Consider the following 24185-nt stretch of genomic DNA (forward strand, 5'->3'; position numbering starts at 1 on the left):
AACGATCAACCGTGCGTTCCTGTTGTGACGCTGGTGGCCGCGCGCGCTTTCCATGTTATCGCGGGCGCGTAACAATTGGGCCTGAATAGCCCGGCTGCGAACCGTGGAGAAGACAGAATGACGGATTGGTCGACGATCAAGGACCTCCCGACAACCCGGCTGGAGCAGTTGTTCGCCGATGATCCCGAGCGTCTTGCCAAATTCTCGCTCGACGTGGCCGGCATCCACTTCGACCTTTCCAAGACTCACCTGACCCGCGAGGCGGTGGCCGCGTTCGAGGCGCTGGCCCGGCAAATGGACCTGGCTGGCAAGCGCGAGGCGATGTTCGGCGGCGCGCATGTGAACGTGACCGAGGATCGCCCGGTGGAGCACACCGCCGAGCGGGGCGAAGGCAAGGCGGAGAGCCTAAAGCGGGCGGCCGATTATCATGCCCGGATGCGCATGCTGATCGACGCGATCGAAGCGGAAGCGTTCGGCCCGGTGCGCCACGTGCTGCATGTCGGCATCGGCGGCTCCGCGCTCGGCCCCAATCTGCTGGTGGACGCGCTAGGGCGTGACAGCGAGCGCTATGACGTTGCGATCGTCTCCAATGTCGATGGCGTGGCGCTGGAGGACGTGTTCGATCGGTTCGACCCATCGGCCACGCTGCTGGTGGTCGCGTCCAAGACGTTCACCACGACCGAGACGATGATGAACGCCGACAGCGCAATCGGCTGGATGCAGGAAAATGGCGTCGAGGATCCTTATGGCCGCGTGATCGCGCTGACCGCATCGCCCGAGCAGGCGATCGAATGGGGCGTGGACGAGACGCGCGTCCTGCCGTTCTCCGAAGGCGTGGGCGGGCGATATTCGCTGTGGTCCTCGATCGGCTTTCCGGCGGCGATCAAGCTGGGCTGGGACCAGTTCGCCGAATTGCTGGAAGGCGCGGCGGAGATGGATCGCCATTTCCGCTTGTCGGCGCTGCACGAGAATGCGCCGGCGCTCGCGGCCTTCGCCGACCTTTATTACACGCAGGTGCGCGGCTGCGAGACGCGCGCGCCGTTCGCTTATGACGAGCGGCTGCGGCTGCTGCCGAGCTATCTCCAGCAGCTGGAGATGGAATCGAACGGCAAGGGCGTGACGGTGGATGGTCAGCCGGTCGGTCGGCCGACCGCGCCGATCACCTGGGGCGGCGTGGGGACGGATGCGCAGCATGCCGTGTTCCAGCTGCTGCACCAGGGCACGCATCTGGTGCCGGTGGAGTTCCTGGCGGTGATCGAGGCCGGTGATACGCTGGCCGAGGAACATCATCGCCAGTTGCTGCTCAACGCCTTCGCGCAGGGCGCCGCGCTAATGAAGGGGCGTGCGAACCCGGACGATCCGGCGCGCGCCTATCCCGGCGATCGTCCGTCATCGACCATCCTGCTCGACGTGCTGGACGCGCGGACGCTGGGGGCGCTGATCGCCTTCTATGAGCATCGCGTGTTCGTGAACGGCGTGCTGCTGGGGATCAATTCGTTTGACCAGTTCGGCGTCGAGCTGGGCAAGGAAATGGCCAAGGCCGCGGCCAAGGGCGGCGGGGACTTCGATCCCTCCACGGCCGACCTGATCCGGCGCGCCGGGCTGGAATAGAACGGGCGCGAACGCTATGTGTATGGCTCTGCGGAGCCATACACATGCGGACGAATATCGTGATCGATGATGAACTCATCGACGAAGTGATGAAGGGCTTCGGCGTGCGCACGATGCGCGAGGCGGTGGATCGCGCCCTGCGAGAATCGTTGGCCTTCATTCGGCAACAGCAAGCCGTTCAGGGTATGCGAGGGCTCGGCTGGGAAGGCGATCTTGATGTGATGCGGACGGACAAGCCGCTTCCCGAATGGGATTGATCTTCGTCGACTCCGGCGTCTGGATCGATAACCTGCGCGGTCGTTCGACGCCGCAGACTGAGGTTATTCTGAGGCCCCGCTCGGCGCGCCAGCGACTGGTGCTGGGCGACCTAGTTCTCGCCGAAGTTCTTCAAGGGACTCGCGACGAGACCCATCTTGCTCGGGTGCGATCATTCTTTGCAGACTTGCACCCTGTGGTGGTCTGCGATCATCGGGTCGCGGTGGAGGCGGCGCGCAACTATCACCGGCTCCGCGCGCTCGGCATAACCCCGCGCAAGACGATCGACACGCTGATCGCTACGCGCTGCATTCTTGATCGCATCCCGCTGCTTTACAGTGATCGGGATTTCGATCCTTTCGTCCAACACCTCGGGCTCATATCTGCGCTCGACGCCAGCGGAGTGAACTGATGCCCGAATTCGACTATGACCTTTTCACCATTGGCGCCGGTTCCGGTGGGACACGGGCGTCGCGCGTGGCGGCGGCGCATGGTGCGCGCGTGGCGGTGGCGGAGGAATATCGCGTCGGCGGCACCTGCGTGATCCGCGGCTGCGTGCCCAAGAAGCTGCTCGTCTATGGCGCGCATTTCGCCGAGGACCTGAAGGACGCGCAGCGCTTTGGCTGGCGTGTGCCCGACGATTTGGCGTTTGACTGGAAGTGCTTACAGCAAAACGTGCTGTCCGAGGTGGACCGGATCAACCAGGCGTACACGACGACGCTGGAGTCGAACGGCGCCGAGATCATTCATCAGCGCGCGACGATCACCGGGCCGAACGAAGTGACGCTGGCGGACGGGACGACCAGGACGGCCGCGCACATCCTGGTGGCCAGCGGCGCACGACCGCACGTGCCCGAGTTCCCGGGGTGCGAGCATGGCATCACCTCCAACGACGTCTTTCATCTCGACGCCATTCCCAGGCGGGTGCTGATCGCGGGTGCCGGCTATATCGCCAATGAGTTCGCTGGTATCTTCCACCAGCTTGGCGCGCACGTGACCATCATGAACCGCACCAAGGAGATCCTGCGCGGCTACGACCTGCAGATCCGCGACCGGCTGCTCCAGATCAGCATGATGAAGGGGCTCGATTTCCGCTTCGATTCCACGTTCGAAAAGATCGTGAAGCAGGACGATGGCTGCCTGGAAGTGCACATGATCGGGCAGGAAGAGCCGGTGATCGTTGATTGCGTTTTGTATGCGACCGGCCGCCTGCCCAACGCGGAGGGGCTGGGCCTGGAGAATGTCGGCATCGAGGTGGACGCAAAGGGCGCGATCCCGATCAATGACGATTTCCGCACCAGTTGTCCGTCGATCTCTGCGCTGGGCGACGTGACGAACCGGATCCAGTTGACCCCCGTCGCTATACGCGAAGGGCAGGCCTTTGCCGAGAACATGTTCGGCAGGGGCGGTGCGAGCGTGGATTACCATTGCGTGCCGGCGGCGTGCTTCAGCCACCCGCCGATCGCCGGGGTGGGCATGACCGAAAGCGAGGCGCGGCAGAAGCTGGGCTCCGTGCGGATCTATTCGTCCGATTTCCGGCCAATGAAGAATGTGCTGGCGGGGCGCGACGAGCGATCGCTGTACAAGATGGTGTGCGATGCCGAGACGGACCGAGTGGTGGGCATCCACATGATCGGGCCGGACTGCCCGGAGATCATCCAGGCCGCCGCCGTGTGCGTAAAGGCCGGGCTGACCAAGGCGCAGTTCGACCAAACGGTGGCGCTGCACCCGACCATGGCGGAAGAGCTGGTGCTGCTGAAGTAAGCCACTGGGCGCGCCCCGGCGCTGGCCGGGGGCACCTTGCAGGCGGGCGTTAGGCGGCGACCTCGTCCCATTCGCTCGCCAGTCGTTCGGCGACGAGCGCGGTCACGACTGATTGGAGGACGTGCAGCGCCCAGCGTTCGGATGCCTTGCGCGGGCCGGCTTCGACCTCGCCTTGCGTGATGCCGAGCAGCGGCGCGATGCCGGCGATGTTGACCACGTAAAGCGCGGTGCCAAAGGCGACACCGAGCGCGGCCGGCGGAACGTTCGGCGCCCATTGCCGCACCTGCGCGTAAAGGCCGCCGAACGCCGCGGAGGCGCCGAGGTGATTGACGAATTCGACCGCGCTGGTGCCGGTGTCGCCGATCACCTCGCGCGAGCCGGTGGTGCGGTCGATCCAATCGACCGCGTCGCGATCAAGCGTCTTGCCGAGCACGCCGCTGCGCCGCCCGGCCCACATCGCGGCCGTTGTCACCACCCCGGCGACGATGCCGCCGACGATTGCTGCGTTGCGCCTGTTCATGCGTGCTCTCCTTGATTTGTCGTCGAAGGGGGTAAGCCGCCGCGGCGCCTGAGGGTTCCGCTCAGCGCGTGCCGAACGGCAGGACGCTTTCGTATGTCCCCAGGTCGGGCGCGCCGATGACGCGCGCGCCGGCACGCAGGAGGAAGGCGTGGCGGACGATCTCCGCCTGCTGCTCGATTCCGTAGCGCTTGAGCGGCCAGCCGGGCACGAAGCTGTAATGGTAACGGCAGAAGGGATGGCGGGCGAGCGGCAGGAAGATGCCGCGCTGATGCTGCCAGACGTGGCACATCTCGTGAATGAACAGGCCTTGCTCGCCGAGCGAGGCGGCGGCGAAATCGTCGCGGTAGATGTCGCCGTGCGGGTGGAAGTGAATGCGGCCGCGCGGCGCCATCACGACATGGCGCGGCTGGAACGGGAACCAGCGGTGGTGGCAGATCTCCACCTGCTCCAGATCGATGGCGGTGCCGTAGACGGAGCGGGCGAGAACCTTTTCGCCATCGGTGAGGCGTCTGGTGGTCATCACCGCTTAGGTAGGAAGGCCAGCGCCGCGATCCAGCGGCTGGTGCTGCTCAGCGCGGCGTAGCGGCGGGGCGGTACAGCACCCAATCCTCGCGATCGGCGAGGACGTGCCAGCGATCACTGGCCTCGAACGCCTCCCGGTGCTGCGGATTGACGTACACCGCGACGATCTCCTCGCCGGCAGCGGCGCGCTGCTCGAGCCGCTCCAGCACCTCGCGCAGAATGACGGGGCCAAAGCTGTTGTAGATATAGGCAAAGATCGGCCCGGCGGGGGGTACGTAGCTGCCCGCATCGCCCAACACCATCTCGCAGCGACGCGACGCTCCGCCGACAGCGGCGAAGCGATCGGCATTGGCGAGCGCCACCGCGTGAAGCTCGGGCGCGAACTCGACGCCGATGGCACGGCCAAAGCCGGCGGCGGCGGCGATCATCACGACGCGTCCCTTGCCCGAGCCATAGTCGATAAAGGTGAAGCGCGCCGGATCGATTGCGGCCGCCGTCATGGCTTCGGACAAGGCGACGCCGTTGCTGGCTTGATAACCGCACCCCATCAGCGCGCGGTCACGCGCGACGTTCAGGGCGGAAAGGTTCATCGTGCCGCCGGTGTCCGTGCCCCAGCGGCGGTCGAACGCCTGATCGGCGCGCCGCGCGCGGGCGGCGGCGGGGCTGAACCCGCGCGCAGTGTGGCGGAGGGTTTTCAAGGTGAGCGCGGCGATCTCTCCCGGCGTGCGGCCCTCCACGCGCCGCATCAGCCCATCGCGCCATGTTGATAGCTTGCCCATGCCCGAGGTCATGACACGCAAAGGTTACGGACCGGTGAGTCGGCGGCGCTACTGGATGCACAGCGGCCGCCCGGGTGCGCTACGGTGCCCGCTGCGGCTGCGATCATTTGCCGGCGGGCGCGGGATCGCCCGCCGCGATGACCCGCGCATTCTGCTGGATCCGCGTCGCATCGGCGAAGGTGAAGATGAAGGTGAGCGATCCACCCGGCTTCACCGCCGAGTTCACGTTGAACAGCATGGCGTGCTTTCCGCCGGGCGCGAATTGCACCTGCTGGAGCGCAGGGACGGGCACCTGATCGACGGCGTCCATCGTCATGCCACCCTGGGTCGCCTTGCTTTCATGAAGTTCGGTGCGCACCGCCATATCCGTCCGGACGCTCACCAGCGTTGCATCCTGCGGGCCGCCATGAATGGTGAAATAGGCAGCCGCCGGGCGCCCCTCGACCGCGGCGAGGCGCACCCATGCGTCACTGATCGACAATTGCTTTTCGGGTGCGCATCCCGTGAGGGCGGCGGCGGCAATGGCGAGCGCAGCGGCAGCGCGAAACATGGGTCTCTCCCGAACCGAAACAGTCCCTAATCGGTACGCCCCTGCGCCCCCGGCGGCAAGCGGCGAGCGCACCTGGCGGGCGGGCAAGCAGGCGCTACCCGGCAAGCAGAGTAGGTGCCTTGCGGCCGGGGAACCGGCACCTATATCGCGCTTCGTCAACGCTGTTCCGTCGCCGTAACGGGGCGAAGCGGCAGGTTTTTGTTACACGGTTTGTTTCAGGCAGGGGCTAGAAGAGCACTCATGGCAAAAGTTATCGGTATCGATCTCGGGACCACCAACAGCTGCGTGGCAGTGATGGAGGGCGGCAAGCCCAAGGTGATCGAGAATGCGGAAGGCGCGCGCACCACGCCGTCGATCGTCGCATTCGCCAAGGACGGCGAGCGACTGGTCGGCCAGCCGGCAAAGCGCCAGGCGGTGACGAATGGTGACAACACGATCTTCGCGGTGAAGCGCCTGATCGGCCGCCGCTTCGACGATCCGATCACCAAGAAGGATACTGAGCTCGTTCCGTACCACATCGTGCGCGGCGCCAATGGCGACGCATGGGTGCAGGCCGGCGGCAAGGATTACAGCCCGTCGCAGATCAGCGCCTTCACTCTGCAGAAGATGAAGGAAACCGCCGAGAGCTATCTTGGCGAGACCGTCACGCAGGCCGTGATCACCGTGCCGGCGTATTTCAACGACGCGCAGCGCCAGGCGACCAAGGACGCAGGGCAGATCGCGGGCCTTGAAGTGCTGCGCATCATCAACGAGCCAACGGCGGCTGCGCTGGCCTATGGCCTGGAGAAGCAGGACGGCAAGACGATCGCGGTCTATGACCTTGGCGGCGGCACGTTCGACGTCTCGATCCTGGAGATCGGCGACGGCGTGTTCGAAGTGAAGTCGACCAACGGCGACACCTTCCTGGGCGGCGAGGATTTCGACAACAAGGTCGTCGAGTATCTCGCCGAGGGCTTCAAGAAGGACGAGGGCATCGACCTCGCCAAGGACAAGCTCGCGCTGCAGCGCCTGAAGGAAGCGGCCGAAAAGGCCAAGATCGAGCTGTCTTCGGCGGCATCGACCGAGGTGAACCTGCCGTTCATCACCGCCGACCAGAACGGGCCGAAGCATCTCGTCAAGACGATCAGCCGCGCTGACCTGGAGCGGATGGTCGACAGCCTGATCCAGCGCACGATCGAGCCGATGAAGAAGGCGCTTGCGGACGCCGGCGTGAAGGCCAGCGACATCAGCGAAGTGGTGCTGGTGGGCGGTATGACCCGCATGCCCAAGGTGCGCGAAGCGGTGAAGAACTTCTTCGGCAAGGAGCCGCACACCGGCGTGAACCCGGACGAGGTGGTCGCGATGGGCGCGGCAATCCAGGCCGGCGTGCTGCAGGGCGACGTGAAGGACGTGCTGCTGCTCGACGTGACCCCGCTGTCGCTGGGCATCGAGACGCTCGGCGGCGTGTTCACGCGCATGATAGACCGCAACACCACGATCCCGACCAAGAAGTCGCAGACCTACTCCACCGCTGATGACAACCAGGGTGCAGTGACGATCCGCGTCTTCCAGGGCGAGCGCGAGATGGCGGCGGACAACAAGATGCTCGGCCAGTTCGATCTCGTCGGCATCCCGCCGGCGCCGCGCGGCGTGCCGCAGATCGAAGTGACGTTCGACATCGACGCCAACGGCATCGTCAACGTGTCCGCGAAGGACAAGGGCACCGGCAAGGAGCAGCAGATCCGCATCCAGGCATCGGGCGGCCTGTCCGACGCCGATATCGAGAAGATGGTGCAGGAGGCCGAGCAGTTCGCCGAGGAAGACAAGAAGCGTCGTGCCGGCGCCGAGGCGAAGAACAACGCCGAGAGCCTGATCCACACCACCGAGCGCCAGCTTGCTGACAATGGCGACAAGGTGGACGAAGCGCTGAAGGGCGAGATCCAGGCCGCGATTGATGCCGCCAAGGCGGCCGTCGAGGGCGGTGATCCCGAGGCGATGAACGAGAAGAGCCAGGCGCTCGCGCAGGTCGCGATGAAGCTTGGCCAGGCGATCTACGAGAAGCAGCAGCAGGCTGAGGCTTCCCCGACCGCCGACGCCGATGCGGCGCCAAAGGAAGACGATGTGGTCGACGCCGAATTCTCGGAAGTCGACGACAACCAGAAAGCGTAAGCGATGCGGCCCATCGGCCACGCCGGCTGTTGCCGGGTGACGGGTGGGCCCTTGCTGCGCGGGGGCGCTGAATGACTGAAGTCGACTTTTACGAGCTGCTGGAGGTCGATCGCTCGGCAGATGCCGGCACGATCAAATCCGCGTATCGCAAGCTCGCGATGAAATTTCACCCGGACAAGAACGCCGGGTGCAAGGATTCCGAAGCCAAGTTCAAGGCGGTCAGCGAAGCGTATGACTGCCTGAAGGATCCGCAGAAACGCGCCGCTTACGACCGCTACGGCCACGCCGCGTTCCGCAATGGTGGCGGCGGCGGTGGCGGGCACGGCCAGGACTTCTCCGGCTTTTCCGATATCTTCGAAAGCGTGTTCGGCGAATTCATGGGCGGCCGCTCTGGCGGGCGCAGCCAGGTGCGCCGCGGCGCTGACCTGCGCTACGACATGGATATCACGCTGGAGGAGGCCTATCATGGCAAATCCGCGGAGATCACCGTTGATGTAACGGCGGCGTGCGATACCTGCCATGGATCGGGCGCGCGCGCCGGCAGCCATCCGCATACCTGCAGCACCTGCGCCGGGCACGGCAAAGTGCGGGCACAGCAGGGCTTCTTCGTGGTCGAGCGGGCGTGCCCCGTCTGCAACGGCTCGGGCCAGGTGATCGACGATCCGTGCCCCGATTGCCGCGGGGATGGCCGGATCGAGCGCACCAAGACACTGAGCGTGGAGATCCCGCCCGGCGTCGACGAAGGCACGCGCGTGCGCATGACGGGCGAAGGCGAGGCGGGCGCACGTGGCGCACCGGCCGGCGACCTTTACATCTTCCTCCATGTGAAGCGGCACAATCTGTTCGAGCGCGAGGGGACGACCTTGTTTGCCCGCGCGCCGATCAGCTTCACCACGGCGGCGCTTGGCGGATCGCTGACGATCCCGGGCCTTGACGGGCGCAGCCATGAACTGCGCATTCCCGCGGGCATCCAGTCCGGCAAGCAATTGCGCCAGCGCGGCGCCGGCATGCCGGTGTTGCAGGGCAGGGGCTTCGGGGATCTGGTGGTGCAGATCGACGTTGAAACACCGACCCGACTTTCCACCCGGCAGCGCGCGCTGCTGGAAGAGTTTCGGGAAACCGAGACGGGCGACGAATGCCCTGCCAGCCAGGGCTTCTTTTCCCGCCTGAAAAGCGCGTTCGCCGGGGAATGACGCCGGCGAGGGCGGAAGGAGAAGGCTGATGCGTATCCTGTTTCCGATTGCCCTCGCCATTGCGACCCTTGCGGCGCCCGGCGCCGCGCGCGATCGCAACGCCGTGCCGGCGGCGACGCCGGCCGGCGAGCCGCAGACATGCATCCCGCTCCGCAGCATTCGCGAAAGCATGGTACGCAGCGATCAAATCATCGACTTCCGGGTGAACGGCAACCGCTACTACCGCGTGACCTTGCCTCATTCCTGCCCGAACCTCGGCTTTGAGCGTCGCTTCAGCTATGCCACGTCGCTCAGCCAATTGTGCGCGCAGGACATCATCACCGTGTTCAGCCAGACCCCGCCGATGGCGGGCGCGAGCTGCGGCCTGGCGCCGTTCCAGCCGGTGACTTTAGCGAAGTAAGACGGGCGAAGTGATGCGGGTACTGCGCGCGTAAAATCGCTGGCGCCGGCAGCCGGCCGCTGCTAGGCGCTTTTCTCCGGCACCCGTAGCTCAGCTGGATAGAGCGCTGCCCTCCGAAGGCAGAGGCCACAGGTTCGAATCCTGTCGGGTGCGCCAAAGCTAAACTGCTGATAGCTTTGGATTTATGGATTTTCTGGTAAGGTAAATCCTCCGTCCAGAATGGCTTTCGACCGCTCCTGTACACATCCGTGACACAGGAGGCCGCCGGATGGCGACGATTACAAAGCGTAAAAATGGCTGGTTTGCGCAGATTCGCAGGCAGGGGTACGAGCCGGAGTACAAGACGTTTCGCCTGAAAAGCGAGGCGCAGAAGTGGGCTAGGGAACGGGAAGCCCGGATCGATCAGGGTGGACCAGCGGTAAGCCATCGCATCCTTCGCGAAACTACCCTTGGCGATCTTATCCGCCGGTACATCGGAGAAGTGACGCCTTCGAAGCTTAGCGCCGAAAGTGAGCGGCTAAGGCTCTCTAAGCTGCTAGCAGCACCTATGTGCGATATAGCACTAAGCGACCTCACCAGCGCCCCTATAGCAGCTTACAGGGACGCTCGGGCTAAGGTAGTTAAGCCGGGCACCATCGCACGCGAACTAGGTCTCCTACGGACGATCGTTGAGGTTGCCCGACGTGATTGGGGGATCGGGCTAGCGACCAATGTAATGTCGCAAGTTCGTCGTATTCCGGTGAAGAATGCCAGGGATAGGCGGCTCAACCCCGGCGAGTACGAGCGCCTTATGATTGCTCTGCAATCCACAAGGAATAAGCTGATACGCCCGGCAGTGATGCTTGCGATCGAAACGGGGCTTAGGCGAGGGGAGTTGTTAAATCTAAGGTGGCGCGAGATTGATATAAGCAGAAGAACCGCGCACATACCGCATACCAAAACCGGGTATGCTAGAACGATACCCCTTACAGATGCCGCCCTATCCGTTTTGGCTATCATACCTCGCGAAGAAGATAAGCTGTTTCATATAACAGCTATGTCTCTGCGCCTAGCATGGAACCGCGTTAGAGAAAGGGCAGGTATGCCTGACCTCAACTTTCATGACCTCCGGCACGAAGCTATCAGCAGGTTTGCTGAAATGGGCCTCACGACCGTCGAGTTAGCTGTAATCTCCGGTCACAGAGATATGCGCATGTTAATGCGCTACACCCACCTAAAACCTGCTGACCTTGCGCGAAAGCTAGCTGGAAGGTCTTGGAGTTCGGACGCAGGCGCAGCATTGCCGCAGCCTCCGTGTGCGGCGTCCACAACGCCCGCCTAAGCGTGAGGTCAATCACCGAAGCAAGCATCACAAGAAACGCAATGCTCCGGTGACGTAATAATCCGATAATACGGGCTATGTTTAAATCTAAGAAGTTTAACCGTTAACAACTTTCAGGTTTGTTTAACGATGCAACTTTTGTCGAGTAAACACTAGACGGTATAGACTTGGCTTAGAAGCAATATAATACTTATAGTGTGTCAAACTATTTGAACGGGACTAGTCATGTACGAGACAGGTCGTGCCGCAGGTGAGACGGGTCGTTTTGACGTTCCGCAGACAACAGTCCAAATGTACTCCCACTCCAAGTGGTGACTTTCGTACCCTTAATAAGGAACTCACCACATCGAAAGGAGATCATTAGGGAATGTAAAATGCTATCGTCTGATTATTGCAAGACTATATCTAAACTTAGAATTGAGAGAACCTTGTATGAGTTCTCATCAGAACCATTCTTTGGTCTATTTGATGCTGCTATGAATGGGATGATCCCTCACCGATTCCATGTCATTTCATCGGAGCCGGGAAGTGGAAAAAGTAAGGGTATACAGAAGTATCTCCGGGAGTATCTCGACGGAGGTCGAGGGGGAGTTGATACAGGTATCATTATATTCCTAACCCGGCTCGATGAAATCAAGTCGTACATCAAAGGGGCAAGACTTTTAAGGGACGATTATGCTGTTTTGATATCTGGCGACCGGCGAGGTATTTTGAAGGAGTACGGCGGGAGTTCCAACCCAAACGAGGCTCCTATCCTCTTCACCACAGCGCAGAGGTTCGAGGCCCGGTGTGGAAGTTCCTTTGAAGATTCGACCGACCTATTTTATCGTTCGAAGCCAAGGGCGCTGCGCATCTGGGATGAAGAATTCACACCCGCCAAGCCATCCACAATTACCCTTGATCGTATCAAAGAACTTCCCGCGCTTCTTCGCGGATCATTCAACGACCTCGTTTTAGAGGTAGAGAAGCTTGAAGCTAGCATGAATGCTGCGGTCGCTGGGGACGAGATTGTTATCCCTATTGCGATGGTGCCCGATGCTGTGCGGGCCATGGCGGATACGGGACTCGGTCCCAAAGACAGCAGGCGCAAGACGCTCGGCGCCTTGATTGAACTGGCAGGAAAGCCGACGCGGGTGATGGTGCCGCGCGGATCGTCACGCTCGATTATCGGGGAGGTTTCGCGATTTCCGCTCGATCTTGCCCCTTTATTCATTCTCGACGCCTCTGCGCGCGTTAGCGGTGCTTATGAAATCATGGAGCGGGATGGTCTGCCGGTTACACGATATCCGGCTGTAGGGTTATCCTACCGGCCTGCAACGTTCCATCATCTGTTAACCGGCGCCGGTAAGATGACCATGAAAAACAAGGGCAAGAGGAAGGTTGTCCTTCATGAGGCCGCTGAGATTATCAATCGCGATAAGGATCGTTGGCTAATAATTTACAGCAGGAACGATGGAATTGACCTTGAGAAAGAACTCAAGGACCTATGCTTCGACCCTTCAAGGTTGGAGTTCGTATATTGGGGAAATCATCGAGCAAGCAACGACTATAGGGATTGTAAAAAGGTTATCGTTCTAGGTCTGATGCGTTACCCGGAAGATGGATATGAGGGGAAGCGTCTTTCCTACCGTGCCAACCCCAAGATGCGTGGCGTCGATATAGATAATATAAGGGTTGGAGAAATTCGATCTACTATGTTGCAAGCTATAACTAGGTCTAATATCCGTAATCACGACGCCGGGTCGTGTGGAGCCTGCGAAGTATTCCTTGTAGACTCATGCAAAGACTTGCGGGATCATATCAAGGCCGCGTTCCCGGAGGCGGGGTACAACGAACTGCCTCCATCTGTTGTCAAGCTAGGTGGCAGGCAGCAAGACATATTGGACCATGTCGCAAGTCTCCCTGCTATCGACCTCCGACGTGGTATTGCAAGGAAGGCTATCTACGACGCGCTTGGCATAGAACGTGGCAACTTCGGCAAACTTGTTAGATGCCCCAAGTTTCAGAAGGCGGCAGCGGAATTAGGCGTCGCCGTAGAAAGAAGTAAGTTCGTTTTGCTGTAACCTCACCAGGTCCGATCTAAGGCCCGTACAACGCATATTGTCGCATTAAGCTGGTTACCAGCCAAGATGCAGTTTTCGCTCTGTACGGGCTTCAGAACGCAATCTAGAGCCTGTTCCAGGTAGAGGATGCTGCATGAAAAACGAAAACAACAATCAGGTCGAACTCGCCACCGATCTTACGGTCGCTTGGCTGTCCAACCCAAACACCCGCGCCGCCGTAGATGACATACCCGCTTTCTTGAGGGCGGTGCATGATGCCCTTGGTGCGTTGGTGACGCCTGCCGCTCAAACGGGTGATCAAGAAGCTACGGTGGAATACAAGCCTGCCGTTAGCGTGCGTAAGTCGCTGGCTGATCCCGAGTACATCGTTTCGATGATTGACGGTAAGAAGTACCGCAGCCTGACGCGGCACCTGAACGCTAATGGGTTGTCACCCGCCGACTACCGCGAGCGTTACGGGTTGAAACCCGATTACCCCCTAGTTGCCCCTGCATACTCGGCAGAGCGTCGGGCGATAGCCAAGCAGCTTGGGTTGGGTCGCAAGAAAGGGCAGAAGGTGGAGAAGGAAGTTGCTGCCGTCACTGCCACCAGGAAGCCAGCACCTAAGAAGCGGAAGAGTGCTGCCGATGCGAAAGAAGCAGCTAAGGCGCATCTTGGAGGCATTGAATAGAACTGATTAGCCTGTGGTTCAGCGCCAGGCCCGTGTGGAGGCACGGTATATGTTGTTTACTTTGGTACCGTCTCGCAACCTAGGTTAACGATCAAGGGGCAGGGCGACGATAATGTGATCATCCGTTTCTCAGGCGAAAGAACCGTGAGACATGATGAGTCAAAGCGACCTTGAGTACTTCTACCAGCGTGCCGAGGTAGAACTGAGAAGAGCCAGCAAGTCTAAGTGCCCTGAGGCGGTTAAGGCGCACTATGAACTGGCAGGGCACTATTTAGACCGTTTCTACAGCGGCGAGGAAGATGGGCGCAGTGTCCGACCGCAAGGCCTCCATTAGCGCCCGCATCGCTGAATTAGAGGCACAGGCGGCAGCGGCAGATTCACTCGCCAAGTCGCAAGCGTTTGCACATGAAGCAGATTTGCTTCGGATCAGGGCGGCACCGACGCCGTCCCGACAAGGGGTACTGCCGTTTTTCCGAAACTAAGGCGGGCGAGCCATTAAGGTATTCGCTGCCTCGAACAGATTTGTGATCGCCCGCAGCCTGCTTCGTCCCACTTAGGTACCGCAGCGCCCATAGAGCGGCAGGGCAATTTGCCGTTAGGGATGACCGCCTGCGAGGCATCAATCATGCAATCGACAAGGAAGGCCCCAGTTCAAGGGCAGCTTCTTCCCTTACGCCTTGTCCAGTGCGGTGATGCCGACCTGGCACCATCCGGGCGCGAGAAGAATCATCGAGGCGAGCGACAGGGGCGAGGGCGTATCCAAGCCGCCATCGTTCCTACTATGTTCCGATACGTCTAAGGACGAAAATTGGGGCTTTCGCCGCCGCCGCGTTCATCTGCTGGCCCCTCAATCATGTGTGAGGGCAATGGGGGTTTTGGGTCGGCACTGCACGGTTTACTGAGAGCGTCTGGTGTTCTGGTCTAGGACTTCGGTCTGATTTAAACTTCTGTTGCAGCCCCGGAAGTGATCCGCCATCGTGTTGCCGCTGCCTGCGAGATTCAGGCAGTGGGGCGTCGTAACCCCGGAAAGGAACCAGCCGGTCGTGTTTTCACGGCCGGGTGGCATGTGCGTATGTCCAGCCGGTGACGGTAAAGGCACATGCGCCTGTGGGGTTCCTCCGGGTTACGAACACCCGGCTCGCCGCCGGGACGCCCCTTGAACAGGAGGGGCTTTATGCGCTGGATTATCTGCTTAATTGCATCTGTTTCACCGGTGTCTGCTGCGACAGCAGACACCGGCGACAAGGCTCTGTCTTGTATCGGAAAGGAAATCCGACTCGGCGCGGACGGATACAATCGAGATTACCGAGCCATATTCATTATCAATGATAATGCGCAGTCGTGGAAGAAATACTCGCAAGAGAGTGGCGCTTCGTCCAGCGTTTGCGACGGCTTGCCATCGTGTGCGGTCGAGTATGGCTCTGTCGGCATGGTCATGAAGTCGTCAGAGTCCGGCACCCGTATTGACGCGAAACTAGACCGGGAAGACGGGCGGTTTACATGGTTTGAACGCCGCGAAGGACGTATCAGCAGTATATACTCTTCTGATATCCCGCTTGTGAGCAAAATTGCTACCTGCTCTCTTACAGAACTACCGGCACAATCCAATAAGACGATGAAGTTCTAAAGTCATGCGTTGTAGCGGTTGCGGATCGACTATCAGGTTCGGTGGCGAGGCATGTCCATACTGCTTGCGCGACAAAAGCAGCGATCAAGCTGCTACGGTCGCAACGGGCATTGGCGTTGTAATCGGTGGCTTCATCGGAAATCTGATTGCCGGGTTCGGCGGCATGATCATCGGCGGTCTGGCGCTCGGGATCATCGCCGCAATTACCGCGGCATCGGGTAAGAGCCATTCTGCGAAGAAGCCGCCGCGTGTCCGTGTCGAGCCTTCTGCCGCTGCCGAACGGACGAAGCCTCGCCCTGTACCTGTCACGGTTGCCGCAGGCGGTGGCAGCGTGGAAGATCGCTTGGGCCGGTTAGATAGGCTCAAGACAGAAGGACTGTTGTCCGATGAGGAGCATCAGGCACAGCGCAAAACGATCATCGCAACGCTGTAGGTCCGTACATCGCCTAGGAGCGCTTAGGCAGCCCAGCGACTTTATTGGTCGCCCCCGCATAGCCTGATGCCCTTAGGGGCGCTGTGAGGTGCCTTTCCGGGCATTCTACGGCATGTTCATCTTGGGTGGCTCCGACACTCGCCACGGCGAGCGCATCAAGCCGCCTCTTACGCCAACAATCCATACCCGCTTGCCTACAGGATTGCGGGATCACCAACGGACAAACAGCGACGTCCAAGCCGCCAGCTACCACCATCATCACAACGCAGAATGCGTTCGCCACTTAGATCATTCAGCCATCCGCTTTCTTAGTGCCGTGTTCCTAACGGGATCGATCAGGGTAGTCCTCTTGATGCCAACCGCCCGGTCGCACCCAACCCTGTTTCTCGCCCAAATGCATGATCGCACGGCAACAGTCAGACCTAAAGCAAAAGCGGCGTGATGACGGCGCAAAGGCCCAAGAATATCGGAATCAGGATAATGTCGCGCATTAGGTGAACGTCTACCCCTTGCTGCCTTCCTGCAAGAGGAAGATCGACGTTTACCGATGTCGCATTGCGGAGAGCGCTGCACAGCATGCTTTAACGTGATCCGCTGCTAACCCTGGCGAACGAAGCGAACGATCTGCCGAGCATTGTTCGTAAACACTAGATAATCACATCATTGAAAAGCCATCGCGCTGACCCGCCTTGACGCGATGGCTCCACCAGTGATTACCTAGCGCGCCCTAAGATACCACGTCCATTTCCAGCTCGTATTGTCCATCAAACTAGGAGCGAAAGTGACTCCGGAGTGCTTAAGGGATATATACTACCGAATGCTGCCCTATATTCATCGCCAACAAAACCGATGTGAGGCGAGTCCGGAGCAACCAAATGTGGGTTCTCAAGAAGTGAGATTCCAAGATCACGTTGCCGATAACCGTCTATGACTATCGAACCCAGTCCACCGGCTAAGCTTATTGACAGAACATTGGTCTGCTTATTCCAATTATACTCATTGCCCGCTTCATCGATGACATACTCGGGCTCCCATCCCCCACCGGGGTCCCAGCCAGTACCCCCGGAGAGCCCAACTCCGTTCACAAAAAGCGCATCGGCCTGGTCGGAGTCCGAAATGCGAACATTAACGCCGGCGTATCCAGCGGACGTAATAATTTCGAACACGTCACCACCAGTGCCGCCCGTCAGTATCGCGCCGTTCGGGTTCTCGATCGCCAAATAATCGCTTTGAGCGCCGCCGTCGAGCCTATCCGCGCCATAGCCGCGTAAAACGTCTGAGCCATCACCGCCAAACAGAAAATCAATGTCTCCGTCGTCAACGAATACAAGCCCGAATTGGCTATCGAGATAGCCGGACAGGGTGTCGCTTCCACCCTCTCCGTACAGGTAATCCGACCCGTCGCCCCCCTCAAGGAAGTCTTTGTTAAGCCCGCCATAGAGATAGTCATCGCCGGTGCCACCTAGAAGATGGTCGTCTCCTTCATACCCTCGAAGTGTATCGCTCCCGCCCTGCCCATATATAAAATCCCCGGCTGTAGTTCCGCCATATTGATTTGCCGCTTCGCTCCCTATCAGGAGACTTCTGCCAACTGCCCCCTGAGCCTTCAAATCGAGATTTGTAGTATCAAATGTCACGCCGCTTATGTCATAGTCCCCGGCCCGAACATTGCTCCCTTGATCAATCCAAGCGGCAGCTATTCCGGATCCATTTGTGTAATTGTAACCCGGTATAAGGACCGTAGGGTTTGGGCCGGGCGGGCCCATTTGACTCTCATATGCTTGGTAAGAGACCTGTCTTTCAATGCCAAGCTGAAAAAACCAATCATTTACTAATGCAACGTTTTCGCCCGCCGCATTAGTGTAGCGATTATTGTCGTACTTGCCCGAGATTGCGTGGCCGAGTTCGTGAGCGAGCCCGGAGACTAAAGTGTCCGCAACCGCATCGCCCCTTTTGCTGATATAATAGTTTCCCACGAAGTAGTCTGGATCTATCGCTATAATTCCTTGCCCGGGAATGGCGCCTGCCTGCTGACTCTGAAAAACAATTCTTATGTTCGTACTGTTATTATTAAGCCAAGCGTCAATAGAGTAGGCGGCAAGCGGAGATCCTTCGTATATGTACCTCAACGCCTCTTCAACTTTTGACTTGAAGGTCTGATCTCCCTCAATGCTAACTCGATGTTTTATGTCATCATAATTCATCTATGTTCCCCTTCTTGTTTAATGTCGGTTAACACGTTAACGTAGTCATCAGTTATCACGTTAGGTAAACCTCTTGATCTCGACTCTTCTGCACACTCGTTTATGGAGTCTTGTGCCGAGAAAATGCCTATAAAGAAACAGTAAATCGTGACCTGCGGTTGTGCAAAACATCAAACTGTGGACGCATTGCCTATTCGAAACCCCAGTCCCACTATCTAAGGCACTCTCTGCAAACCAAATTAGCGCGGAGGGCGAGTGCACCTAGTAGGTTCAGCGGTGTCGTCGGCATCGTGCCTAACCTCATGCACGAAGAGGTGCTGAACGGGTTTGCTAATCGTCTTAACCCCCGCAATTCACAACATGGCCCAGGAGGTGTATGGTATGGTTATGAAGAGCCACGTCCCAATCATGATCTTGACGATCCTATCACCGGCTTTTGCAGAGCCGTCTTCAGCGGAGCAGCCGGACCAATCGCTCGTCTTTGACTTCCCGGACGGTGTCCGGGGCGGACACGGCAGAATACAGGGAGATGGTGAATGGCCCGTTAGTTCCGCACATGGGAAGTGGCTCTCCCCCGGAGACATATATCTCAACACTATCCGTAATTGCGGCGGGACGAATGTGCGGCTGCCAGAAAGGCAATGGTCACACCACTTTTACATTTTGGCAGATAGTACATCGCGAAATAAATCTGTTGTGGCTTGTTTTAAAAAGCGGGTACCGAGAGACTTCTCGGTTTTTATAGGGTCTTCGGATTTGGCGACGGGTGAGCGCGATGATCGTCCATTTCAAGACCTCTGGACCCAACGGTCGAAGAACAAGTGATAAAACTATGGGGGGAGAATGGAAAAGACAGCCGAACTCTAGGGATTACCTCCGGATGCGGCGTGTTTCGTCCGAAGACTGATTGAAATACTATTGGACCTTAGGGCCGTTTCTAGCACTTGCCGAACAGTGATAGCGCGATAAACATAAGGCTGCCGGGTCAACTGGTTGTAAAAGCGCAGGAGTCGAGCCTCATCGAGGCTTTGCATGTAGGCCGCTTAGATCAAGTTGCAGGATCGGCAGGAGTTGAGGGTTTATCGCTAATTAGCGATCTAGGTCGCACGTTTACCAACCCGCTGAATAGCCGCGCGCGACACACCATATTTCGCCGCCATAGCGCCCAAGAAAGCGCCTTCGGCACGCGCCGCACTGATTTCCTGCTGTGCTGACGCTATTTGCTATGATCTAGCGATCGACTAGCACTTGGCACATAGCAGTCTCTGTGCTACTTGCCACACACCACTCTAATGAAAGTCTGGCAATAAGGCGCAGGCTATAAGTAGACCGGAGAACTTAAACGAAGAACTAAACGAAATGACTAGAAAACAAGCTATGGATGCTCATTGTGCTGGATGCGGATACGATCCGTTTTCATCTGGCACCGCCAGGGAGCAGATTGCCCTTTGCGTATCTGTTGATTGCAACCTCCACCCATTCCGACCAATGCCGCGCCACTGTCGAAGGAACGGCGTAATTGATAAAGCAGCAATTAACGTGATTGCGGAAAAGCTAGAAGCCGCCGAAGCGCGCAGGGTAAATCGGTAAAAACCATCCGACTTTTGCAGCAAAACTCTGTCAAAACGCGCGCTACAGCCGCAATCGGGAGGTTTAGGGTATGTCGTGTACCTAGCCAACGATCTGACTTGTAGCGCTGAAAATGGCAGAGTTTTCTTGCAAGGCTTCGAAGGCTCAAGCGAGCGAGCAATAGCGCTTAACGGTGGCGCTCGATAACCCGAACTGCGCCGCCGTCTTGGCGATGCTGGCACCATTTGCCTTGCGCCAAGCTACAACCTCGCTGCGATCCGCCGCCATAGGCCTACCGAGGCTAGCCTTACCCTTGTGGGTCCTACCTGTCGTAGCAAGCGCCGCGCGGGCTGCGGCGCGACCCGCATCGCAGCGCTCCTTAATCCTTTGCCTTTCCATGTCGGCAATCTGCGCAAGTACGGCGACGATCAACTCCCCTACACCCTTGCCGATAGGCCCGAGGCCCCGCACGTCTACGGTCACGCCCTTCTCTAGTAAGCGGCGGACCGTTGCCTGTACGTCCAGCGCATCACGACCAAGACGATCGATGGCATAGATGCAGAGGGTGTCACCCTCGCGGGCATAAGAAAGTAATGAGGCGAAGCCAGGACGATCGGCGGCAAGGATGCTGCCGCTTACCCCTTCGTCTACAAACTCCTTGTCGAATGAACCGCCAAGCGCGTTGCGCTGTGCTTCGATGCTCTGATCAGAAGTGGAAACCCGGAAGTAGGCTAGGCGGCTCATAGGTCAGCGACTCGCTCATAAGTTACGCCACCATTTATGCGCCTAGCGCACATAGAGTCAACATACCTTATGATCCGACTTGTAGGCACCGATAGGACCTGGCGCAGAACGTACAACTTAATGCCCTTGTCGTTCTTTTTCGACCATTCGGACTCGCAAGACTTGCGAGGTCCAAGCTTTATGTTCAAACTTTAGAGGATGGAAAATATCGAAGATATTCGTGCGTCGGCCAAGGCGGGGCAACTGGTAATCGTAACAGGTGCAGGTACCAGCCTTGCAATCGCACATCCAACTACGCCTGCAAGCGACTGGCCTAGTCTCCTACGTGGATCCTTTCAATATGCAAAAGCTTTGGGGCGTATCGATGAAAAACAGCACAAGCGCTGGGCTGACACCATAGCATCTGGTGATCTCGACGAACTTCTAGGAGCCGCCGAGTTTGTCGGTCGCAAGCTTGATGGAAGAAGCGGGTTGCTATTTGCTAGGTGGTTAGATAGCACTTTCTCACGTCTAAAGCTAGCTGGCAGTCACCCGTTAAGAACTTGCATATCCGACCTAGTAAGGTGCGGAGTTCCGATATCTACGTTAAACTATGACACTCTTCTCGAAAAGGCGACTAGGCTACCCGCGGTAAGCATGTCGAATCCTAGACGGGTGATGGACTGGGCTAGAAGAGAAGTTCCAGGGATTCTCCACTTGCATGGAGTCTGGGATGAACCCGAGACCGTAGTGCTCGGCGTAAGCGACTACAATGAAACAACCACGGACGAGTTCCGGTTGAACCTTCAACGCGCCTTATCATCATTCAACAGGATACTATTCGTTGGCTGTGGAGACACGCTTTACGACCCTAATCTTAGCGCTCTCCTGCGATGGATGAAAGATGTACTTGGTGCTGCCGGATTGCAGCATTATGCTGCGGTTCGTAATTCAGAAGTGGAAGAAAAGCTTCGTGATCCTCTATGGCAGGGCTTAGTTGTGCCGATTGGATACGGCGACAACTATGCTGACCTTCCTGGATTTCTAACAAAAAGTATTCTAGAGGAACTTAATCAAGGCAAACGATCGAGATCAAAAAAGGCTGACCAAGACGCTGAGTCGGTTCGGAACTACCGACGCTTTCTCGTAGCAGACTGCGGGAAAATGACTATCGAAGGCGTTCGCGCTGACTCGGATACCGCAAAACAGAAATTCGATATCGAGCGGCTGTTTGTTCCTTTGCACGTTGATCCGATCCCGCCTGACTTTCCAGCGACCGAGAAGGATCGAGAAAAGAAAATAAAGGACTGGGAAAGGAAAAACCCTCGGTCACTGCCATTTGGAGACGCCTTATCCAAGCATAGCAGGATCGCTCTGCTTGCCCTCCCTGGCGGAGGTAAAACTCTTCTTCTAAAAAGGCTTGCAGTCGCTTACGCTGAGCCTGCACGTCGCTCGGCGACTGACGACAACCTTCCCGACCATGACTTGATTCCGGTTCTGATCCGCTGCCGGGAGTGGCGCGACTACATCACCTACCCTATCTCTTCTATAATCGCGAAACTGCCTGAAATAACGGGGCAGACTGGCTTATCGGGTCTCGCCGAAGCCTTGGAGAAGAGACTTAAGAGTGGGAAACTTCTTCTCCTTGTCGATGGTTTAGACGAAATACATAGTGACGCCGACCGTTCCACATTTGTCGACAATCTTGAGCGTTTCCTAGAGGATTACCCGAAAGTACGACTTGTTGTAACCAGCCGAGAAGCTGGATTTGCTCTTGTAGCCCCCTCGCTGATGCGCTTCTGCTCGCGTTGGCGCATTTCGAACCTTTCTGCCGATGCTATCCAACAATTGTGCAACCATTGGCACTCCCTGATGGGTGGTTCAGGACCACAGATCATGGAGGAGGCTAAAGAGGTTGAGAACGCTATCCTTGAAAACGATGCCTTGCGAAGGTTGGCAGAGAATCCACTTCTATTAACCATGCTGCTTGTTGTGAAGCATGGTTATGGAAGATTGCCGCCCGACCGAGTGACATTGTATGATAGAGCGGTCGAGGTGCTTCTAGATACGTGGAATATCAAAGGCCATGAAGCACTCAACCCTCGCGAAGCCGTGCCGCAACTCGCCTACATTGCCTATCGTATGACGCAGGAAGGAAAGCAGACGGCGACGGAGCGTGAACTACTTGGTTTGATTGAGGAGTGTCGTCGAGAAGTACCGATGATTCGGCTGTACGCCAAAGATACACCCAGTGAATTTCTTCGTAGGGTCGAACTGCGATCGAGTCTTCTTTTCGAAGCCGGAAAGTCCCTCGAAGGCCGGCGTGCCGTGCCCTTTTATCAGTTCCGCCACTTGACCTTCCAAGAGTATATGACAGCCATTGCTGTCGTAGAAGGGCATTACAGAGACTATAGGGAGAGCGACTCTATTGTACTGCCGATTGGGGAAAACTTCCTTTCAGACGAGTGGAAGGAGGTTATACCTATGGCGGCAGTGCTGGCCAAGAAGCGAGCTTCTTCGCTTATTACTCCATTACTAGAGATTGCAGAGCGTGCTGAAAGCGACTTCCTTGCAGGCGAGCATAAGAGCGAGAGGTATGCCTTCGGTTCATCCTACAGGATGCCGCCACCTGTTTCTAGGTTGTTGCAATGTCTAGTTGAGGAGGCCGAGTTTAGTCAGGAGAACTTGGACAGGGCGCTACGGCTAATATCTACTTTCGCCCACGGATGCCAGACGCAAGAAAGCTGGTCCTCCGTAATGAGGGGTCCTTTCGGGGAGCCCCTTTTCGAGGAGGCTTGGCGGAACTTTAAATCAGGAAATTTGCCCCGCGAATCTTGGATGAGAAACACAGTTGCACTTATGGCGGTGGACCGGCAACCGTTGGATCACTGGTTGTCCGACCATGGTGTTTCAGAAATGAAAGCAGGTTTGTCCTCAAGGGACGATGATCGTGTGGGTCGAGCGGCGGCTACGATCTGTGGTGTTTTGTGGAAGGCCAGCAGTGCGGGTGCCGCTCGCTATATTGAAACGCAACCATTTCTAGAAGAAGCGATTGTCAAGAACGTAAAGCCTATTTGGGTGCATAGTGCATGGGCCTTAGGTCTAATGCACAATAGGCACGCGGACGGAAGATTAGCACTGCCCGCAGTTGCTCCGGTGACTCTTGATACGCTCTCCGATATCTGGTTTTCGGAAGACGGCGATTACGATGACGGTATCGCCGCATTTGCGTTGTCCGCACTCTGCCCTTTGGCGAGGGGAGGGTGGATGCCAAAACTCGACGCAGCGAGGAAAGAGCATATCAGGCGTACTATTATGCGCGGTGACGAGGATGAAGCATTTAAGGGACGCTCAAATCGAGAAACTGCGGCGATTTTGGCCTATCTCTGCGACATTGATGTGGATCATGATGCGGCGTTGCATGGTTTGAGCCTCAGGTTTTTCAGGAACTCTGACTCAGATCGAGATCTCGCTATATTGAAGCACTATAAAGCAACTGATAGTCAGATTGAACAAATGAGGCGGACGGGGCAGCTAAGTCGGAGAAGGCGATCCGCAAGTAGTCGCTCAAGCAGCTAGTTGGACGTAGCGCACCTCTGATTCAGGGCGGTTGCGCATGTTATCGGGAAGCACAAGAGTGATCTTGTAGAGCGGATGGTTTGTGGCTTAAGAGCGAAATCGGAGCGATAGAAGCTAAGCGTTTCAGCGTTTTGTGTTTTGTGCTTTTCCGGGCCTTCCCTCCGAAGGCAGAGGCCACAGGTTCGAATCCTGTCGGGTGCGCCAGCTTTACAACAAGATGGTGGATGCGGCTGTCGTGCGCGCTGCGTTGGCCG

The 24185-nt window shown here is 58.0% G+C and carries 20 protein-coding genes and 1 tRNA gene; 14 read left to right on the top strand and 7 right to left on the bottom strand.

Annotated elements, in window-relative coordinates; translation table 11 throughout:
• Positions 1–117: 117 nt before the first annotated feature.
• The 4 genes from pgi to gorA are packed head-to-tail and all read left to right on the top strand — an operon-like array spanning position 118 to position 3630.
• Entirely contained in the window at positions 118–1611 is a 1494-nt protein-coding gene (gene pgi, locus SPMU_RS13965) for a glucose-6-phosphate isomerase (protein ID WP_088334539.1), read from the top strand.
• A gap of 44 nt (positions 1612–1655) precedes the next feature.
• Positions 1656–1868, top strand: coding sequence for a type II toxin-antitoxin system VapB family antitoxin (locus tag SPMU_RS13970; RefSeq protein ID WP_088334540.1), 213 nt, complete (start codon positions 1656–1658; stop codon positions 1866–1868).
• Positions 1859–2278: a type II toxin-antitoxin system VapC family toxin gene (vapC, locus tag SPMU_RS13975; RefSeq protein ID WP_088334541.1), complete on the top strand. Its 420-nt coding sequence runs from the start codon at positions 1859–1861 to the stop codon at positions 2276–2278. Before SPMU_RS13970 ends, vapC begins: the two co-directional genes overlap by 10 nt.
• Positions 2278–3630 carry a glutathione-disulfide reductase gene (gene gorA / locus SPMU_RS13980; protein ID WP_088334542.1) on the top strand — a complete coding sequence of 451 codons (1353 nt, stop codon included), beginning with the start codon at positions 2278–2280 and terminating at the stop codon, positions 3628–3630. The genes vapC and gorA overlap by 1 nt, the downstream gene beginning before the upstream one ends.
• 49 nt (positions 3631–3679) lie before the next feature.
• Here gorA and SPMU_RS13985 read toward each other — a convergent pair whose 3' ends face one another.
• The 4 genes from SPMU_RS13985 to SPMU_RS14000 all read right to left on the bottom strand — a co-directional run bounded on the left by SPMU_RS13985 (position 3680) and on the right by SPMU_RS14000 (position 6001).
• Positions 3680–4150 (bottom strand): hypothetical protein, encoded by a 471-nt coding sequence (locus SPMU_RS13985; RefSeq protein WP_088334543.1) that lies wholly within the window; start codon positions 4148–4150, stop codon positions 3680–3682.
• Between the two features lie 61 nt (positions 4151–4211).
• Positions 4212–4670, bottom strand: coding sequence for a vgr related protein (locus SPMU_RS13990; protein WP_088334544.1), 459 nt, complete (start codon positions 4668–4670; stop codon positions 4212–4214).
• 49 nt (positions 4671–4719) lie between these two features.
• Entirely contained in the window at positions 4720–5451 is a 732-nt protein-coding gene (locus SPMU_RS13995; protein WP_140418481.1) for a hypothetical protein, read from the bottom strand.
• 103 nt (positions 5452–5554) lie between these two features.
• Positions 5555–6001 carry a copper chaperone PCu(A)C gene (locus tag SPMU_RS14000; RefSeq protein WP_088334546.1) on the bottom strand — a complete coding sequence of 149 codons (447 nt, stop codon included), beginning with the start codon at positions 5999–6001 and terminating at the stop codon, positions 5555–5557.
• 240 nt (positions 6002–6241) lie between these two features.
• On the opposite strand from SPMU_RS14000, the gene dnaK reads away from it, so the two are divergent.
• The 7 genes from dnaK (at position 6242) to SPMU_RS14035 (ending at position 13796) form a co-directional block, all read left to right on the top strand.
• Positions 6242–8149 carry a molecular chaperone DnaK gene (gene dnaK, locus SPMU_RS14005; protein ID WP_088334547.1) on the top strand — a complete coding sequence of 636 codons (1908 nt, stop codon included), beginning with the start codon at positions 6242–6244 and terminating at the stop codon, positions 8147–8149.
• A 71-nt stretch (positions 8150–8220) separates the two neighbouring features.
• The gene (gene dnaJ / locus SPMU_RS14010; protein ID WP_088334548.1) at positions 8221–9342 is read left to right on the top strand and encodes a molecular chaperone DnaJ; all 1122 of its coding nucleotides are present in this window, start codon (positions 8221–8223) and stop codon (positions 9340–9342) included.
• Positions 9343–9370: 28 nt separating this feature from the next.
• The gene (locus SPMU_RS14015; protein ID WP_088334549.1) at positions 9371–9742 is read left to right on the top strand and encodes a hypothetical protein; all 372 of its coding nucleotides are present in this window, start codon (positions 9371–9373) and stop codon (positions 9740–9742) included.
• 79 nt (positions 9743–9821) lie between these two features.
• Positions 9822–9898 (top strand) — tRNA-Arg (locus SPMU_RS14020).
• A gap of 112 nt (positions 9899–10010) precedes the next feature.
• Positions 10011–11063 (top strand): integrase, encoded by a 1053-nt coding sequence (locus SPMU_RS14025; protein WP_088334550.1) that lies wholly within the window; start codon positions 10011–10013, stop codon positions 11061–11063.
• Positions 11064–11437: 374 nt separating this feature from the next.
• Positions 11438–13126 carry a hypothetical protein gene (locus SPMU_RS14030; protein ID WP_140418482.1) on the top strand — a complete coding sequence of 563 codons (1689 nt, stop codon included), beginning with the start codon at positions 11438–11440 and terminating at the stop codon, positions 13124–13126.
• 133 nt (positions 13127–13259) lie between these two features.
• Entirely contained in the window at positions 13260–13796 is a 537-nt protein-coding gene (locus SPMU_RS14035; RefSeq protein WP_088334552.1) for a Ros/MucR family transcriptional regulator, read from the top strand.
• A 670-nt stretch (positions 13797–14466) separates the two neighbouring features.
• Here the strand turns inward: SPMU_RS14035 and SPMU_RS17485 are convergent.
• Complete coding sequence (locus tag SPMU_RS17485) at positions 14467–14559, bottom strand: DUF6771 family protein (RefSeq protein ID WP_342746448.1); 93 nt, start codon at positions 14557–14559, stop codon at positions 14467–14469.
• 411 nt (positions 14560–14970) lie between these two features.
• On the opposite strand from SPMU_RS17485, the gene SPMU_RS16740 reads away from it, so the two are divergent.
• Both SPMU_RS16740 and SPMU_RS14045 read left to right on the top strand, forming a co-directional pair.
• A complete protein-coding gene (locus tag SPMU_RS16740) occupies positions 14971–15423 on the top strand; it encodes a hypothetical protein (protein WP_140418483.1) in 453 nt (150 codons plus the stop codon).
• A gap of 64 nt (positions 15424–15487) precedes the next feature.
• Positions 15488–15856 carry a QueT transporter family protein gene (locus SPMU_RS14045; protein ID WP_088334554.1) on the top strand — a complete coding sequence of 123 codons (369 nt, stop codon included), beginning with the start codon at positions 15488–15490 and terminating at the stop codon, positions 15854–15856.
• A gap of 764 nt (positions 15857–16620) precedes the next feature.
• On the opposite strand, the gene SPMU_RS14050 is transcribed toward SPMU_RS14045, so the two are convergent.
• Positions 16621–18060, bottom strand: coding sequence for a calcium-binding protein (locus SPMU_RS14050; protein WP_088334555.1), 1440 nt, complete (start codon positions 18058–18060; stop codon positions 16621–16623).
• Positions 18061–19794: 1734 nt separating this feature from the next.
• Positions 19795–20373 (bottom strand): recombinase family protein, encoded by a 579-nt coding sequence (locus SPMU_RS14055; RefSeq protein ID WP_088334556.1) that lies wholly within the window; start codon positions 20371–20373, stop codon positions 19795–19797.
• A gap of 198 nt (positions 20374–20571) precedes the next feature.
• Here SPMU_RS14055 and SPMU_RS14060 point away from each other — a divergent pair, with 198 nt between their 5' ends.
• Positions 20572–23931: an SIR2 family protein gene (locus SPMU_RS14060; RefSeq protein ID WP_088334557.1), complete on the top strand. Its 3360-nt coding sequence runs from the start codon at positions 20572–20574 to the stop codon at positions 23929–23931.
• Positions 23932–24185 lie beyond the last annotated feature (254 nt).

Origin of the sequence: Sphingomonas mucosissima (assembly GCF_002197665.1) — a bacterium.
Classification (GTDB): Bacteria; Pseudomonadota; Alphaproteobacteria; order Sphingomonadales; family Sphingomonadaceae; genus Sphingomonas; species Sphingomonas mucosissima.